Genomic DNA, 15,523 nt, shown 5'->3' on the forward strand with positions numbered 1-15,523 from the left:
CCGCGTCCTATCGACTGGCGAACTAGGGGCGCGCGATCCGTAAGGAAGTGCTTCCGTAGTCCCCTTGTGTTGTCATGACTGCTGCCCCCACTTTTGATTGAGGCCGATCTTAGGCACGACCTTTCGGATTGCCAGTCGCGTCAAAGTCACAGTTGCTGATTGTTTCCCACGCGCTTCTCATTCGGTGCACAAACGCAAGACAACGCATGAATGGACGTTAATATCGCTACGCAACAGGTGAGCTCTGACGCGATTTGCGCAGAGCCGCGCCGATGAAAATGCGATGAGGCAAGCGCCGCTATCGCCGACTCGATTCTGATGCAGGCCGGCCCCGCGTGCAGGCGCTGCTTGATCTACAGGAGGTCCAGATGCTCTACCCGATGTCGCCCAAAGTCGTCGAGCTCAAGCGCAAGCTCGAAAGTTTCATGGACCGGCACATCTATCCGAACGAGGAGCGCTTCTATCGCGAAGCGGAAGAGCTCGGACCGTGGAAGGTCTATCCCGTCGTCGAGGAGCTGAAGCCACTGGCGCGCGCCGAAGGTCTCTGGAATTTGTTCCTGCCTGAGTCCGGCCACGGCGCGGGTCTCACCAATCTCGAATATGCCCCGCTCTGCGAGGTGATGGGGCGCACGCATCTGGCGCCCGAAGTGTTCAACTGCTCGGCGCCCGACACCGGCAACATGGAGGTGCTGGAGCGCTATGGCACGGAGAAGGACAAGGAGCGCTGGTTGAAGCCGCTGCTATCAGGCGAAATCCGCTCCTGCTTCGCCATGACCGAGCCCGCGGTCGCATCATCCGATGCGACGAACATCGAAAGCTCGATCGTGCGCGACGGCGACCATTACGTCATCAACGGGCGGAAATGGTACACGACCAACGCAACCGATCCGCGCTGCAAGATCTGCATCTTCATGGGCAAGACCGATCCGGACAATCCCGACCGGCACAAGCAGCAGTCCATGATCCTGGTGCCGATGGACACGCCGGGCATCGAGGTCAAGCGTCCGCTGCCCGTGTTCGGCTTCTACGGCGTGCCCGACCGCGCTTCCGAGGTCGTCTTCACCAATGTGCGCGTGCCCAAGGAAAACATGCTGCTGGGCGAAGGCCGAGGCTTCGAGATCGCACAGGGCCGCCTCGGCCCCGGCCGCATCCATCACTGCATGCGGCTGATTGGCCTTGCCGAGCGCACGTTGGAAAAGATGTGCCGCCGCGTGCGCAGCCGCGTCGCCTTCGGCAAACCGGTCTCGGAGCAGACCGTGACGCAGGAGCGCATCGCGGAAGCCCGCATCATGATCGAGCAGGCCCGGCTGCTGACGCTCAACGCCGCCTATGCGATGGACACGGTCGGCAACAAGGTCGCGAAGGCCGAGATCGCGATGATCAAGGTCGCCGTGCCCAACATGGCCTGCCAGATCATCGACTGGGCCATCCAGGCCCATGGCGGCGGCGGCACCTCGAACGATTTTGGCTTGACCCAGGCCTACGCGACCGCGCGCCTGCTCCGGCTTGCCGATGGGCCGGATGAGGTGCACCGAAACCAGATCGCGCGGTTCGAGCTGAAGAAATACTCGAATGCCTGAGCAGACGCTGGTTCGTCAGTCCCGAGCGGAACGCGTGAGCGTCGGAGTCTAATCGATGCTTGGCGGCTCCTGGATGGGTGCAGAGACAGTTTGCTTCGAAATCGCTTCGAGCATCGCTCCGAAAATGATGATCGGCAGATAGAACGCAAGCATGATCGTATTCCTCCTGCTGTGACAACCTTGGCCCGCAGGACCAGGTTCCTCAAATTGACACTCGCCCGCCTCGGAACAATTTCGTCGCTTACCGAGCTACCGACGAACCGAGTCGCAGGCAGTATCAGGAACGCATCGCGTCAATCGCATGGGCGATCAGAACGACTGCGCTCGCGGCAATGAGAAACACAAACAACCAGCTCATGCCCGCCTCCGATCCCGGAAGTGAACGCGGTCATCCATGCACAGTCAAAAACCATCGGTCTGGAACCGCTATTCAACGGCTGGCTGATGCTTCGCAGCAACATTTGCGTCCGCTGTCGGCTCTATCGGCAGAATGCCAAAAGGAGCAACGCGCCGACGACGCAAGCTGCCAGGACTAAAAACCAAACGCCCATACGGTCCCCCGACTCACACAAGCGCGTCAGGATTAGCCCTGCGATTTGGCATTGAAACGCCTGTTGGCGGTTTTCCCCAAGCCAGGCGCGATCCATGGGCTCGTTGCGTTAGTCCAATACCTCTACCGTCGCGGAGCGGCCGGCGACGAGCGAGATGGTGTCAGGGACATTGTCCAGCGCGATGCGCACGGGGACGCGCTGGGCGAGCCGCACCCAGCTGAAGGTCGGGTTGACATTGGCAAGCAGGTTCGCGCCCTCAGCGCGGTCGCGGTCCTCGATGCCGGCGGCGATGCTCTCGACATGGCCTGACAGCGTGACCGTTTCGCCCATCAGGCGGACCCGCACCTTGTCGCCGGTGCGGATGCGCGCGAGCTTTGTCTCTTCGAAATAACCCTCCACGTGCAACGTATCCGTGTCGACCAGCGCCATCACGCCCTTGCCGGCCGTGACGTAAGCGCCGGGACGCAGATCCATATTGGTGATGACACCGTTCACGGAGGCGTGGACCTCGCTGCGATCGAGGTTGAGCTGGGCGACCGCGCGGTCGGCGACGGCCTGATCGAACGCCGCCTTGGCCTGGAGCTGGGTGGCCAACACCTGCTCCTGCTTCTGCTGCGATACCGCATCGGTGGTCAGCGCGCTGTAGCGCTTCAAATCGGAATTGGCCTGGTCGAGCGTGGCCTGATGACCCGCCACCGATGCATCGGCTTGCCGCAAGGCCAGCGCGAAACGTTCGCGATCAATCCGGAACAGCACATCGCCGCGATGGACTTTCTGGTTGTCCTTGACCAGCACCTCCGTGACGAACCCGGAGACGTCAGGCGCGACCTGCACCACATCGGCGCGGACGCGACCGTCGCGGGTCCAGGGCTGCTCCATGTAATAGACCCAAAGTTCACGGCCGACCGCGAGCGCGGCGACGACGGCGAGAACGGTCAGCGCAAGGCGGCCAAACCAGGCGAAATTCCCCTTCATGGCAAAAACTCCGAGAGATAGACGACGCCGCCGAGAAGACAGACGAAAATCGCGAAATCGAACAGCGCACGGTGCCAGACCAGCCGGTAGAGGTCGAAGCGCTGCATGAGCCGGCGCAGGATCGCGCTCAGGACATAGGCGACGATGATCCACAGCAGCAGCGCCGGCACGAGCACGCCATAGATGTCGATCACGTATCTCATGCTGCAACACTCGCGCCTGTACGCGGCCGGTAGGCCGGTGCGTCCGGGAACAGGCCGCGGCGGATGCCGACGAGGCCGATCAGGGCGTCTTCGCGCGCGCGGTCATTGGAATCCGTCACCGCCTTGGCCAGCGCCCGATCGACGCTGGTCAAAAGCTCGGTCGGCATTCCCCCACCGGCATGGCTGCGGCAAGCGATGGCGAGCTGATCAAGCATGTCGTCGATGACGGCAATGGTGGTTGCGGCAAGCCCATAGCGGGCGCGGCGCAGGTCGATGATATTGATCCCGATTCGAAGCTGCACGAGGCTGTCGGCATCGTGGCGATCGCTCTCGGAGAGGAAGGCGATGCGCTGCACCAGCAGCCCGAGCCGATGCAGCATGAGGCCCGCAAACTCTGCCCGATCATGCTTGCCACGGCGCTCGGCAGCGACCGCGAGCGTCTTCCAGCTCGATAGCACCAGGCGATTGGCGATCCACTCCGCGCCCACGCCGCGCGCGATCCGCGTCACGAGCTCGGCGATGACGACGCCGACGAAGAAGGCGACCGCGGAATTGGCATAGGATGCGAAATCCGCGCTGTAAGTCGATTGCAGCGCCAACAGCGTTGCGGTGTTGGCCGCGAGCGCCATGCCTGTTCCCGCCGTTGCCGGCCGTCCGATCAGGAAGCCGTAGACCAGGAAGGTCGGCGCCAGCGCGACGATCAGGACCTCGATATGAGAGATCGCCGGCACCAGCGCGAACAGATAGATCGCGACGACCACGATGGCGACCAGCGACCACAGGCCGAAACTGCGGATGAAACGTGCGGGCTCGTCCTGCGCGGCAAAGAAGGAGCACGCGACCGCCGCCATCATCGGCGCCGAGGCGCCGTCCGGCCAGCCGGTCCCGATCCAGAACGCGCAGCAGATCAGGATGGCCGTGGCCGCGCCGGCTGCCGACCACAAGGCAAGGCCGCGGTCGCGATGGCGCACCGGCGCGGCGCCGGCCTCGGAACGGAAGGCCAGGTCGAGCGTCGAAACATTGCGGCTCTCGGCGATGGCCTCGCTGAGCACGCGGCAGTCGCGCGACAGGTCGACCAGCTCGCGCAGCCGCAACAGCAGGCTCGTAGTGATGATCCGCTCCCATGAGGCGCTGTCATCGAGCACCGCCTGTCGCCCTGTGATCGCGGCGCGGATCGGCTCGGCAGGTTGCCGCGCGCCGACATCGCTCGCAATCCATTTCGCAAGATCCTCCAGCAGCCGCTTCAGCTCGGGCTGCCGGCGCAACGCCTCCTCCCCCAGCGCTGCCAGCCGATCCTCCAGCGAGGCGATCACCGGCAACAGCATCAGCATGCGCAGCCGGATCTCGCCGAGGCCAGTCACCACATTGCGATCGGTCAGCCGGTCATACGCAAGATGGGTGGAAAGCGTGTCGATCTCGACGATGTCGGTCGCAAGCTTGAGCCGCCTGCCGCGGCGCGTCTCACTCGTTCCCTGACGAAGCAGCACCGCCTGGCTCAGGCGCTGCGCATCCGACAGCCAGGCGTCGACGCGGTTGGCGACGGCTGGCGCGACGCTGCGGGGAAGGACGATGGTGGAGACGAGGCTCGCGCAGATGATGCCGAGGGAAATCTCCTCCACCCGCGCAATGGCGGTATCGAAGATGGCGCCAGGCTCGGAGACGGAGGGAAACCCGATCAATGCGACCGTGTATCCCGCCAGCATGAAGACGTAGCTGCGCGGCGTGCCATCGAGCAGCGACAGATAGAGGCAGAGCCCGACCCAGAGCGCGATCGCGAGGCAAAGCAATTCCGGCGCATCGATCAGGTTCGGCACCAGCGCCACCGTCATGGTGGCGCCGACCAGCGTGCCCATGACGCGGAAGAAAGCTTTTGAGCTGGTCGCGCCCGCCAGCGGCTGCGAGGTGATGTAGACGGTCGCCATCGCCCAATAGGGCCGCGGCAGGTCCATGGCGAATGCGATGACGAGCGCCAGCATCGACGCGGCAAACGTCTTCAACGCAAAAATGACGTCCGCGTGGCGGACCAGGAACGGCTCGTCTGCGCGCATGCTATTTCGTCTCTGGACCGGTCTTGGTGTCCTGCAGGCGACTGGCCCGCTGTTCGATGCGCTGAAGAGTTTCGAAGGTTATCGCAAGTTCGTCCGCGCCGATATCCTTGAGCAAGCTCGCCCGTACCCGGCGCAGCACCCGGTTGGTCTCTTCGACCTTGACCTCGCCCGCTTTGGTCAGATGTAGCGTTTTGGCACGGCGGTCGCTCGGATCCTCGCGGCGTTCAACCAGCCCCTCGGCCTCGAGCAGATCGATCAACCGAACCAGCGACGGCCCCTCGATGCCGAGCTCGTCGGCGAGCACGCCCTGGCGCACGTTCTCGCCCTGCCGCGACAGCACCAGCAGCGGAATCGCGGTCGCATAGGACAGGCCGTGATCGGACAGCGCCTGATCCGACTCGCGGCGCCAGATGCGGGCCAGTCGCGCGATCAGCCGGCCGATCTCGCCGTGGATATGAGCCTGCGAGGGAGCCATGCAAATTAGATAGGACGCGAACTATTAGCCTGCAACTATATAATCCGCGTATCGCAATCGATCACGCAAATGCGAACGAGGACAGCGCTGGATGGGACCGGGTTCCGCGACCGAGGCAAGGGAGACGATAGCGGGCGAGAGCACGCTGACGCTGGTCCCGACCTTCGTGGTCGTCGCTGTGGACGCCACGGGCATGGGAATCATCCTGCCGTTGCTGCCGTTCTACTCGCAGCGGCTCGGCGCGACGCCGTTCCTGCTCGGCGCGCTGATCTCGGCCTATGCCGTCTGTCAGCTCGTTGCCGGCCCCGTGGTCGGCATGCTCTCGGATCGTTACGGCCGGCGGAAGGTTCTGGTCGTCAGCCAGATCGGGACGTTCATCGGCTTCATCCTGCTCGCATTGGCGGGCAACCTGACGCTGGTGTTCCTGGCACGCATCATCGACGGCCTGACATCAGGCAACATCTCGGTCGCTCACGCCTATGCCGCCGAGCACAGCGCGCCGGCAACACGCAAGCAGGCACTCGGCATGACCAGCGGTGCGATCGGAACCGGGCTGCTGCTCGGCCCCGCTCTCTCGAGCTTCCTCGTGCACTACGGCCAGACCGCGCCGGTGTGGGCCGCGGCCGCGCTCTCGCTGATCAGCATCGTTGCGACGATCGCCCTGCTCCCGCCTGATCACCCGGCGTCCGAGCCGCTCTACCAGCATCGCGTGCCCGAGCCGACGTTGGCCCGCAGCCTGCTCGGCATGCGCTATGCCTGGCGGCTGCTCGGCCTGCTCATCGTGTTCTTCTTCGTCAACTCGATGTTCCTGTCGCAGATCGGCCTGTTCCTGTCGGCGCGGTTCTCCTGGGACGGACATCCCTTCGGCGCGCGCGAGCTCGGCTGGATGTTCGCCTATGCCGGCTTCATCAACATGGTGGTTCAGGGACTGCTCATCACGCGTGTGAGCATCATCGCGTCAGACCGCAGCATCGTGATGGCCGCGTTCGCTTGCATGGGTCTCGGATTTGCCGGACTTGCGGCCCGCGACAATGTCGGCCTGCTCGCGATCAACCTGACACTGATCATCGTCGGCACCATGTTCGCGCGCAGCACGCTGACGGCCGAGCTGTCGCGCTCGACCGCGATCAATCGTCAGGGCATGATCATGGGCCTCAACCAGTCGCTGATGTCGGGCGCGAATATCAGCGCGCCGCTCCTGAGCGGCGCGCTGATCGGTCATCGGCTGTTCGTTCCGTGGGCGCTTGCTATGGCCGCCATCGCGGCGATCGGCGCGGCGTTGGCGGGCCAGTTACTGGACACGCCGCGGGCGCGCTAGCGCCCTCGCCTCAGTTCACCACGTAGACGTCGGGATCGAAGCTCGAGCTCGGCTTCTTGAAGGCGTTGCGCAAGGCCGCCGACATCGGGACATTGTAGTTGAGGCCGTTCGGCGCGGTCGGCGATTCCAGCCAGCGCTTGTAGAGCACCTCGATCTCCGGGCTCGCGTAAAGCTCGGCGGTGGCGCGGTCGGCGAGCGCCTTGAACGGCGCGTCTTCCCGCCGCAGCATGATCCCGAAGGGCTCGGCCTTCGAAAACGTCTCTTCGCTGATCATGAACAGCGCCGGCTCCTTCGAGCGCGCAATCGCGACCGCAAGCTGGACGTCGTCGAGCGCGTAGGCCTGAGCGCGGTCGGTTTCCAGCAGCAGGAACGCTTCGGCTTGATCCACGGCCGGCATTATTCTGATGCCGAGATTTCGCTCGGTGTTGACCTTGGCAAGCTGATTCAGATTGACCGAGCCGGCCACCGCCGTAACGGCCTTGCCCTTGAGGTCGTCAATGGTGCTGATTTTCGCGGCTTTCTTGGCCGCAAACCGGGTCGCGCTGAGGAAATGCGTGTTGGTGAAGGCGACCTGCTTCTGGCGGTCGGCGTTGTTTGTTGTCGCCGAGCAGTGCAGATCGAGGGTGCCGTTGACCATCAGCGGAATCCGGTTCGACGACGTCACGGCGAGCGTGTCGACGGCGATATCGGGCATGCCGAGCTGCTTCTTCACGGCATCCACGATCTTGAGGCAGATATCCATGGCGAAGCCGATCGGCTTCTGGTTGCCGTCGAGATAGCTGAAGGGGACCGAGGCCTCCTGATAGCCCAGCGTGATCTTCTTGGTCTCCTTGACCTTCTGGAGCGTGCCCGACAGGTCCTCCGCTGAAGCTGCGCCCGCAAGACATGTGACGGCCAGGATAATTGTGGGAAGACGCATCGGGGGCTCCTCAAGGGGGTCATGGGCTGCGCCGCGGCGCAACTCCAGGGTTCATAGCCCACAGCCCGGATGATCGCCAGACGAGGTTCCGTCTATCAGCTATTGCGGTTTTGTATGTACCACTGCGGGAGAAAATACCGTGCCGCGCCGTCAGGGTTGAGCGGGCCGCAGCGCAGGCGTCTCTGGTCTGACGACCAGTCAGCACAAGTTTTCAGAGTTGGCGCGCAATACCTTGCCTCTCGCGAGGCTGCCTCTCTCCTGCGATTTGATCCCGCATCGATTGCCGTGCGTTGCCTCGCCAAAAAGGACCGGTTGCCGTAAGCGCGGCCGGGACAACAAGGGATGGACGGCCGGGTGGCAAGTTCCGGGGAAACGCGTCGCGGCGCGAGCGAGGTGCTGCGCGTCGAAGGGCTGACCGTGCAGTATGGCGCGCTCGTCGCCCTGCGCGACGTGAGCTGGTCAGTCCATAACGACGAGATCCTCGGCATCATCGGCCCGAACGGCGCGGGAAAAAGCAGCTGCTTTGCCGCCGTCACCAATGCCGTCACCCATCGCGGCCGCACATTCCTCGACAAGGCCGACGTCTCGGCGCTCCGGACGTTCGACCTCGCCGGCCGCGGCCTGCGCCGCACCTTTCAGCAGAACTCGTTCTTCGGCGAACTGACCGTCCTGCAGAACGCGGTCTCGGCCATCTTCCGCGATTTCTCGACCGATCTCGCCACATCCCTGTTCGCGCCCTGGCGCGAGGCCACCACGCGCCGCGCAGCCGAACTGGCGGCTGCACAACTGCTCGACTTCTTCGGCATCGCCCGGCAGTACCATGACCAGCTTCCCGGCGACATTCCCTACGGCGTGCAGCGCCTGCTCTCGGTCGCACTCGCCTATGGCACCGGCGCAAAGGTGCTCCTGCTCGATGAACCCGCGGCCGGCCTCAGCGGCGGCGACATGAAGAAGCTCGCCGACGTCCTGATTGGCCTACGCAAGCGTAACCTCGCCCTCGTCGTCATCGAGCACCACATGGACCTCATCATGTCGATTGCCGATCGCATCGTCATGATCGACCAGGGTGCCATGCTGGCGACGGGAACGCCTGTTGACATCCAGCGCGATCCGCGCGTGCGCGAAGCCTATCTGGGACGCGACGAATGAGCGGCGTACTCCAGAGCGACGGTCTCTCAGTCCGCTACGCAGGCAATGTCGCGGTGTCAGGCGTCAATATCGGCGTGCCCGCGGGGCGAATGGTTGGCCTCGTCGGCGCCAACGGCGCCGGCAAGACCACGCTGGTCAATGCGCTCGCCGGCTGGTCCCGTGGCCGCGCCGTGGTCACCGGCAGCGTCCAGCTCGAAGGACGCAGCATCGAGAAACTCGCCGCGCACGAGCGGGTGGCGCGCGGCCTTACGCTGGTGCCGGAAGGCAAGAACATCTTTGCGGAGCTGACCGTCGACGAGAACCTGGCACTGGTGCGGCCGCCCGCGGACACGACCGGCCGGCATCTCTTCACCATCCCCGAGGTTTTCGAGTTCTTCCCGCGCCTCGCCGAGCGCCGTTCGCACAAGGGCGCAGCACTCTCCGGCGGCGAACGGCAGATGCTCGCGGTCGGGCGCGCCTTGCTCGCCGGCCCGCGCGTGCTGATGCTGGACGAGCCTTCCGCGGGCCTCGCGCCCCGGCTGATCACCGACCTGCTCTCCCGCATCCGCCTGCTGGTCGATCGCGGCCTGCCGGTGCTGCTGGTCGAGCAGAACATCAAGGCGGCGCTGAAGGTGGTCGACCACCTCTACCTGCTCGAACGCGGCAAGATCGTCGGCGAAGGTCCTGCCGACGTCATGGCCGCGGACCATCGCATCATCGAGGCCTATCTCGGCACCATCGCCGATGGAACGCCGGCATGAATATCGCGCAGCAGGTCATCAACGGCATCGTGCTTGGCTCCGGTTATGCCTGCATCGCGCTGGGCTGGACCATTTTGCTCGGCGTCGCACGACTGGTGAATTTCGCCCATGGCCAGCTCTACATGCTCGGCGCCTTCGTCACCTGGTACGCCATCACCAAACTGGGCCTGCCCTACCCGCTCGCCATTCTGGTGGCGATCATCGTGCTCGGCGTGATCGGCCTCCTGATGCAGAACGCGATGATGCGCCTGGTCATGACGCAGAACCTGACCAGCCTGATGATCGTGACGCTCGGTCTCGGCTACGTCCTGCAGGGCAGCAGCGCGCTGATCTTCGGCGGCAATCCGCAGACGCTGCCCGGAACATTGGCGCGCGCCAAGATCGACATCGGTCCGCTCTGGTTCACCTGGCAGGACGTGCTGGTGCTGGTCGTAACCCTTCTTCTTTACGGCGCAGTCTGGCTGTTCACCCAGCGAACCCGCTTCGGCTCGGTCATCCGCGCCGTCGCCGAGGACCCGAAGCTCGCAGAGCTGTTCGGGATCAACGCAAAGTTCGTCTATCTCGGCGTCTTCGTGTTCGAATGTTCCGCGGTCGCGCTGGGGGCGGCGCTGGTGGCGCCCCGCTCGCCGATCCTGACCAGCATGGGTTTCAACGAGGTCATCATGACCTTTGTCGTGGTCGTGCTCGGCGGCATCGGCTCGATCGGCGGCGCGCTCGCAGCCGGGCTCGGGCTCGGCCTGTTCACCGCCTTCTTCGGCGCGTTCGTCGCGCCGGCCTATACGACGGCGGCGGCCTTTGCGCTGTTGCTGGCGCTGCTCGTGATCCGTCCCGCGGGGCTTGCAACCAAATGACCGCGATCGAATCCCCGCAGCCCGCCTCGATCCCGTTCCTGCGCCTCGCCGCAGTCGCGGCCTTCGTCGTGATCGGCTTCCTCCTGCCGCGCCTGCTGGGCGGTACCTCGGTCGCCTATTCCACGCTGACCACGATCGCGATCTTCGCGGTGATGTGCTACGGCGCCGACATCGTGCTGTCCTATCTCGGCGAGGTCAGCCTCGGCCACACCGTGTTCTGGGCCATCGGCGGCTATGCGGCCGCGAACCTCTCGGTCAAATACGGACTGAACGGCTGGGCGACGGCGGCCGCGACAATCGCGCTGTGCCTCGCGGCCGCGGCCTTCCTCGGCGCCGTCACCTTGCGGACCCGCGAGTTCGTGTTCTCCCTCGTGACCTATGCGGCCGCCGTGGTCGCGTACGAGATCGCGTTCAACTGGGACGCCGTCGGTGGGTCCGACGGCATCGTCGGCATTCCGCCGCTGAAGCTCCCATTGCTCGTGACCAACTTCTCCGGCGCGATGCAGGAAGATCTCTGGCCGATCGCCTTCGCGCTGCTGCTGCTCACCCTCGCCTTCATCGCGCGCTTCCGCCGCTCGCGGCTGGGCACCACCGCGCTGATGGTACAGATGAACCCCGCGCTGGCCGCAAGCCTCGGCGTCGATCCGCGCCGGGTCAGGCTCGCCGTGTTCGTGATCTCGGCACCGATCACCGGGCTTGCCGGCTGGCTTTACGCCTATCAGCGCGCCTATGTCGGCCCCGACATGTTCGAGTCCTACTTCCTCGTCATGATGCTCACCGCGATCGTGCTGGTCGGGCGCCGTATCCTGCTCGGCCCCTTGATCGGCACCGCCCTCCTGATTGCCCAGCAGAACTTGCTGTCGCTCGGCGGCGACTGGAACAAGATCGTGTTGGGATCGGTGCTGGCGCTCGTCCTGATCTTCTGGCCCGCCGGGCTCGTGGGCCTCTACCGCCGTATCACCAAGAAGACGTAGAATGCATTGGGAGGAAGCGCATGCACAAGACGAAACTGGCTCTCGCGCTATTGTTGGGTCTCGCATCTGTGCCAGCTGTGGCGCAGGACATCAAGGTCGGCACCATCTTTCCGCTCAGCGGCGGCGCCGGCCCTGATGGCCAGACCGTGACCAACGCCGTCAAGCTGATGGTCCAACAGATCAACGACAAGGGCGGCCTGCTCGGCCGCAAGCTGACGGTGATCTCCAAGGACGACGAGAGCACGCCCGCGGTCGGCGTCAGCCGCGCCAACGAGATGGTTGCCGAGAAGGCGGACATCGTCATCGAAGGCTGGAACTCACCAGTCACATTGGCGATGCAGCCGATTCTCGCCCGCGGCAACATTCTCGACTTCACCGCGGTCTCGAAGTCGGATCTGATCCTCAGCGGCGAGACGAACCCTTACGCGATGCGCATCAACAGCTCGAACGGCCTCGATGCGGAAGTCATCGCAAAATACGTCGCCCAGACGATGAAGGCGAAGAAAATCGCGTTCCTCACCCAGAACGACGTCTATGGCAACGGCTTTCAGACCGCCGTCGAGGCCGAATTCAAGAAGATGAACTTTTCGGGTGAAGTCATCATGACCGAAAAGTTCGCGTTCAAGGACACCGATTTCCGCGTCCAGCTGACCAATATCAAGGGCGCCAATCCAGACGCCGTCATCGTCACCAGTTCGTCGAATTCCTCAGGCCTTCCCGCGCTGGTCGACCAGTATCGCCAGGCCGGCATAAAATCCACCTTCGTCGGCGCCGTCGGCATCATGCTGAGCACCGTGTACAAGGTCGCCGGCGACGCCAACAACGGCGTGATATCGGCCGACATCTTTTTCCCCGATCTGCCGCCGTTCACGACGCAGCCGGAGAGCGTAGCGTTCGTCGCGGCCTACAAGAAGGCCTACGGCGTTGATCCGGACAAGAGCGCCGCGCTCGGCGCCGCCGCCGTGCAGGTGTGGGCGCAGGCGGTCGAACAGACCAAGTCGCTCGATCGCAAGACCGTGGCAGAGGCGATCCGCGGCAAGCCCGTCAAGGGCACCGTGTTCGGCGACGTCCAGTTCCTGCCGAACGGCCAGATGCAGCCTCGCTATGTCGTGTTCGAGGTGGTCGACGGCAAGAACACCAAGCTCAAGGCATTGCAGTAACGACGGCATTCGTGCCATTGGAAGCGCTCGCCCGATCGTCAGGCGGGCGTTTCCCTGGTCGCCTCCTACTCGCAAGTGAGCTGCTGTTCGAACCAACCGGAGACGCGCTCCGATAGGGACGGCCACATGCGCTGAAAACTTCCGAGCTTGCCGACATTGACGCGGTACATCGCCCGCAACTCCTGCTCGATGGCCGGCAGGTCAACGCCCATGCAGGCCCCGTCCTTCGCGATCGTCTTGCCGGCGACGACGACCTCCTTCACCAGCGACGCATTGCCCCGCGCGAACAGAAGCGCCATGGGGTCGACGGGCATGATCTGATCTCGATTCAGCCGGTCGAGGTCGATCACGACGAAATCGGCGGGATTGCCTGCGACGAGCTCGCCGCTCCCGGGCGCGCCGGTGGCACGGCGCCCATTGCGGACGGCGAGCGCGAACAGCTCGGCCGGCGTCCAGGTCGCCCTGAAGCCGAGGCCGCCATGGGCCATCTGCACCAGCCGCATCTCGCGCAGGATGTCGTCGTCCTCGTCCAGCGCCAACCCGTCGACGCCGACCGCGATGGCGCAGCCACATTTGTGTGCGGCGGCGATCGGGGCGAGCCCCGAGCGCAGATGCATGTTCGAGCTGAAATTGGTGACGATGCGCGCGCCGGAGGCTGCGATCATCTCCAGCTCATCGGGACGGGCGTGGATGCAGTGCGCCAGCGTCAGCCGCTCCGAGAGGAAGCCGATATCGCGCAGCCAACGCACCATGTCCGGAAAGTTTTGGTCGGCCCAGGCGCGCTGATAGACGGTCTCCAGCAGATGCATGTGAATGCGGCGGCCCGTCTGCGCCGAGTTCTCCGCCATCGCCTCCAGCAGTGGCTTCGAACACCATTGCACGCCGGCGGGCCCGAGCTGCACGTCGACCATCGGGCCGGAGATGGCGGCGGCAATCGCATCGGTCAGCTCGATATAGGCCTTCGGAGACATCGGCGCGCGGACAAAGAGGTCTTCGATGCTCTTGCGGTCATCACTGGGGAGGCCGGAGAGAATCGGCTCGGCATCGCCATAAACGATCGGATTCAGGTCCCGCACCGCGAGGGCAAATGCCACGCGGATGCCGACATCGGATGCCGCCCTCGCAATCGCCTTGGCTTCATCGAGCAACGGCATCGTCCCGCTTGGGCGGGTGTAGTGCACCATCATCGCCGCGCAACCAGCCCTGGCGGAACGTGCCAGTGCGGAGGCCGCGGTCAGATAGGGATCGAAGGGCGTGCCGAGCGCGGTGCGCAGGATCCAGCTTTCGAGGGGCATGCCGACCGCCCCGAAGGACGACGCGGTCGCGCGCGCATGGTCATGGGCGTTGACGAAGGCAGGAATGACGAAGGAGCGAGGCCCGCCAGCAGGCCCCGCTCCTTCAAGAATGTCGGTGATGGTACCCTTATCGTGCCGCAGCACGACATTGTCGGTCACACCGAGATCAGGGCCACGGAACAGGCTGGTTGCCGCAATCTCCGTGGCCATGACCGTCTCTCCAAATTTAGTTGGCAGTATACACCAACTCCCGCTCCGCACGCGGCGGCAGGAACTCGCGCGAGAACACCTCTGCGGGTGTCGGCGCGCGGGCGAGCTGATAACCCTCGACCACGATGCCGATGGCGCGCGTCATGCGGTCATCCTTGATGTCGCCGATGCCGATCTCCTTCATCTCCGGCGAGACGATCAGCTTGTCGAAGGAATATTGCAGCCGGCGCTTCTCGACGGCGACGTCGATCAGATTGTCGTAGTTCAGCGCAGCCTTCATGCCGGCGTTCTGGTCCTTGGCCACTGCAATCGCGCCCTTGTTGATGGCGCGGACGAGGCCGGCCACGGCCTTCGGGTTCGACGCGATCAGCTTCTTCGAGACCATCACGCCGTTGGAATAGAGATCGAGGCCGTACTCACCGAACGAGAACCATTTGAAATCCTTGTCAGGGTCCTGGCGGTTGAGCACGAGGTTGAAATAGCTGGTGATGTTGAACACGAGCGCCGCGTCGATATCGCCCTTGATCAGCATCGGCTCCTGGAGGTTCGGGGCCATGTTGGAGATCTTGATCTTCTCGCCGTCGAGCCCGTTCTTGCGGGTGAACACCGGCAACAGCCGCGTCGTCGGCGTGCCCTGCGCGCCGCCCAGCGTGTGGCCCTCAAAATCCTTGATGGTGTTGATGCCGCTGGTCTTCTTGGCGACGATCGCGAACGGCGGCTGGTTCCACATCATGTAGACCATGACGGGCGCCTCCTGCGGCTTGGTCGAGGCGTTCTGGATGATGGCGTTGACGTCACCGAAGCCGGCGTCATAGGCCCCCGACATCACGCGCGTGACAGTGGCGCCGGAGCCCTCGCCCTGGTCGATGACGACGTTGAGGCCTTCCTCTTTGAAATAGCCGTTGTCCTTGGCGTAGAAGAATGCGGCATCGCTGCCTTGCGTCTTCCAACCCAGCGTGAACTTGATCGTGGTGTCGTCGGCCGTGGCAGCGCCCGTGGACAGAGCCAATCCCAGCAGCGCGACTGTTACTTTTCTCAACATCGAGACCTCCTCAAGCTTCGTTGCGTGACGGTT

General features: G+C 64.2%; 14 protein-coding genes. 7 read left to right on the forward strand and 7 right to left on the reverse strand.

Annotated elements, in window-relative coordinates:
* Positions 1-368: 368 nt before the first annotated feature.
* Positions 369-1,580 carry an acyl-CoA dehydrogenase family protein gene (locus tag AC0L3X_RS01735; RefSeq protein WP_063986445.1) on the forward strand — a complete coding sequence of 404 codons (1,212 nt, stop codon included), beginning with the start codon at positions 369-371 and terminating at the stop codon, positions 1,578-1,580.
* A gap of 659 nt (positions 1,581-2,239) precedes the next feature.
* Here AC0L3X_RS01735 and AC0L3X_RS01740 read toward each other — a convergent pair.
* From AC0L3X_RS01740 to AC0L3X_RS01755, 4 genes are read right to left on the reverse strand one after another with little or no spacing between them, the layout of a single operon-like run.
* Positions 2,240-3,106, reverse strand: coding sequence for an efflux RND transporter periplasmic adaptor subunit (locus tag AC0L3X_RS01740; RefSeq protein ID WP_063983918.1), 867 nt, complete (start codon positions 3,104-3,106; stop codon positions 2,240-2,242).
* Entirely contained in the window at positions 3,103-3,309 is a 207-nt protein-coding gene (locus AC0L3X_RS01745; protein WP_028146630.1) for a DUF1656 domain-containing protein, read from the reverse strand. Before AC0L3X_RS01745 ends, AC0L3X_RS01740 begins: the two co-directional genes overlap by 4 nt.
* On the reverse strand, positions 3,306-5,357 hold the full coding sequence (locus tag AC0L3X_RS01750) for an FUSC family protein (RefSeq protein WP_063983919.1): 2,052 nt from the start codon (positions 5,355-5,357) through the stop codon (positions 3,306-3,308). The genes AC0L3X_RS01745 and AC0L3X_RS01750 overlap by 4 nt, the downstream gene beginning before the upstream one ends.
* Position 5,358: 1 nt before the next feature.
* The gene (locus AC0L3X_RS01755) at positions 5,359-5,832 is read right to left on the reverse strand and encodes a MarR family winged helix-turn-helix transcriptional regulator (RefSeq protein WP_063983920.1); all 474 of its coding nucleotides are present in this window, start codon (positions 5,830-5,832) and stop codon (positions 5,359-5,361) included.
* Between the two features lie 91 nt (positions 5,833-5,923).
* On the opposite strand from AC0L3X_RS01755, the gene AC0L3X_RS01760 reads away from it, so the two are divergent.
* Positions 5,924-7,150 carry an MFS transporter gene (locus AC0L3X_RS01760; protein WP_063983921.1) on the forward strand — a complete coding sequence of 409 codons (1,227 nt, stop codon included), beginning with the start codon at positions 5,924-5,926 and terminating at the stop codon, positions 7,148-7,150.
* 10 nt (positions 7,151-7,160) lie between these two features.
* Here the strand turns inward: AC0L3X_RS01760 and AC0L3X_RS01765 are convergent, their stop codons facing one another.
* Positions 7,161-8,069 (reverse strand): amino acid ABC transporter substrate-binding protein, encoded by a 909-nt coding sequence (locus tag AC0L3X_RS01765; RefSeq protein WP_063983922.1) that lies wholly within the window; start codon positions 8,067-8,069, stop codon positions 7,161-7,163.
* A gap of 354 nt (positions 8,070-8,423) precedes the next feature.
* On the opposite strand from AC0L3X_RS01765, the gene AC0L3X_RS01770 reads away from it, so the two are divergent.
* Genes AC0L3X_RS01770 through AC0L3X_RS01790 form a run of 5 tightly spaced genes read left to right on the forward strand, consistent with a single transcriptional unit; the run spans position 8,424 to position 12,943 of the window.
* Positions 8,424-9,218, forward strand: a complete 795-nt coding sequence (locus AC0L3X_RS01770) for an ABC transporter ATP-binding protein (RefSeq protein WP_223153603.1) — start codon at positions 8,424-8,426, stop codon at positions 9,216-9,218.
* Entirely contained in the window at positions 9,215-9,958 is a 744-nt protein-coding gene (locus tag AC0L3X_RS01775; RefSeq protein WP_063983924.1) for an ABC transporter ATP-binding protein, read from the forward strand. The genes AC0L3X_RS01770 and AC0L3X_RS01775 overlap by 4 nt, the downstream gene beginning before the upstream one ends.
* Positions 9,955-10,809, forward strand: a complete 855-nt coding sequence (locus tag AC0L3X_RS01780) for a branched-chain amino acid ABC transporter permease (protein ID WP_063983925.1) — start codon at positions 9,955-9,957, stop codon at positions 10,807-10,809. The genes AC0L3X_RS01775 and AC0L3X_RS01780 overlap by 4 nt, the downstream gene beginning before the upstream one ends.
* On the forward strand, positions 10,806-11,783 hold the full coding sequence (locus AC0L3X_RS01785) for a branched-chain amino acid ABC transporter permease (RefSeq protein WP_063983926.1): 978 nt from the start codon (positions 10,806-10,808) through the stop codon (positions 11,781-11,783). The genes AC0L3X_RS01780 and AC0L3X_RS01785 overlap by 4 nt, the downstream gene beginning before the upstream one ends.
* A gap of 20 nt (positions 11,784-11,803) precedes the next feature.
* Positions 11,804-12,943 carry an ABC transporter substrate-binding protein gene (locus AC0L3X_RS01790; protein WP_063983927.1) on the forward strand — a complete coding sequence of 380 codons (1,140 nt, stop codon included), beginning with the start codon at positions 11,804-11,806 and terminating at the stop codon, positions 12,941-12,943.
* Between the two features lie 65 nt (positions 12,944-13,008).
* Here the strand turns inward: AC0L3X_RS01790 and AC0L3X_RS01795 are convergent, their stop codons facing one another.
* On the reverse strand, positions 13,009-14,448 hold the full coding sequence (locus tag AC0L3X_RS01795; protein WP_283018655.1) for an amidohydrolase family protein: 1,440 nt from the start codon (positions 14,446-14,448) through the stop codon (positions 13,009-13,011).
* 16 nt (positions 14,449-14,464) lie between these two features.
* Positions 14,465-15,490 (reverse strand): ABC transporter substrate-binding protein, encoded by a 1,026-nt coding sequence (locus AC0L3X_RS01800; RefSeq protein WP_063983929.1) that lies wholly within the window; start codon positions 15,488-15,490, stop codon positions 14,465-14,467.
* Positions 15,491-15,523 lie beyond the last annotated feature (33 nt).

Source organism: Bradyrhizobium sp. MI1.7 (assembly GCF_055811795.1).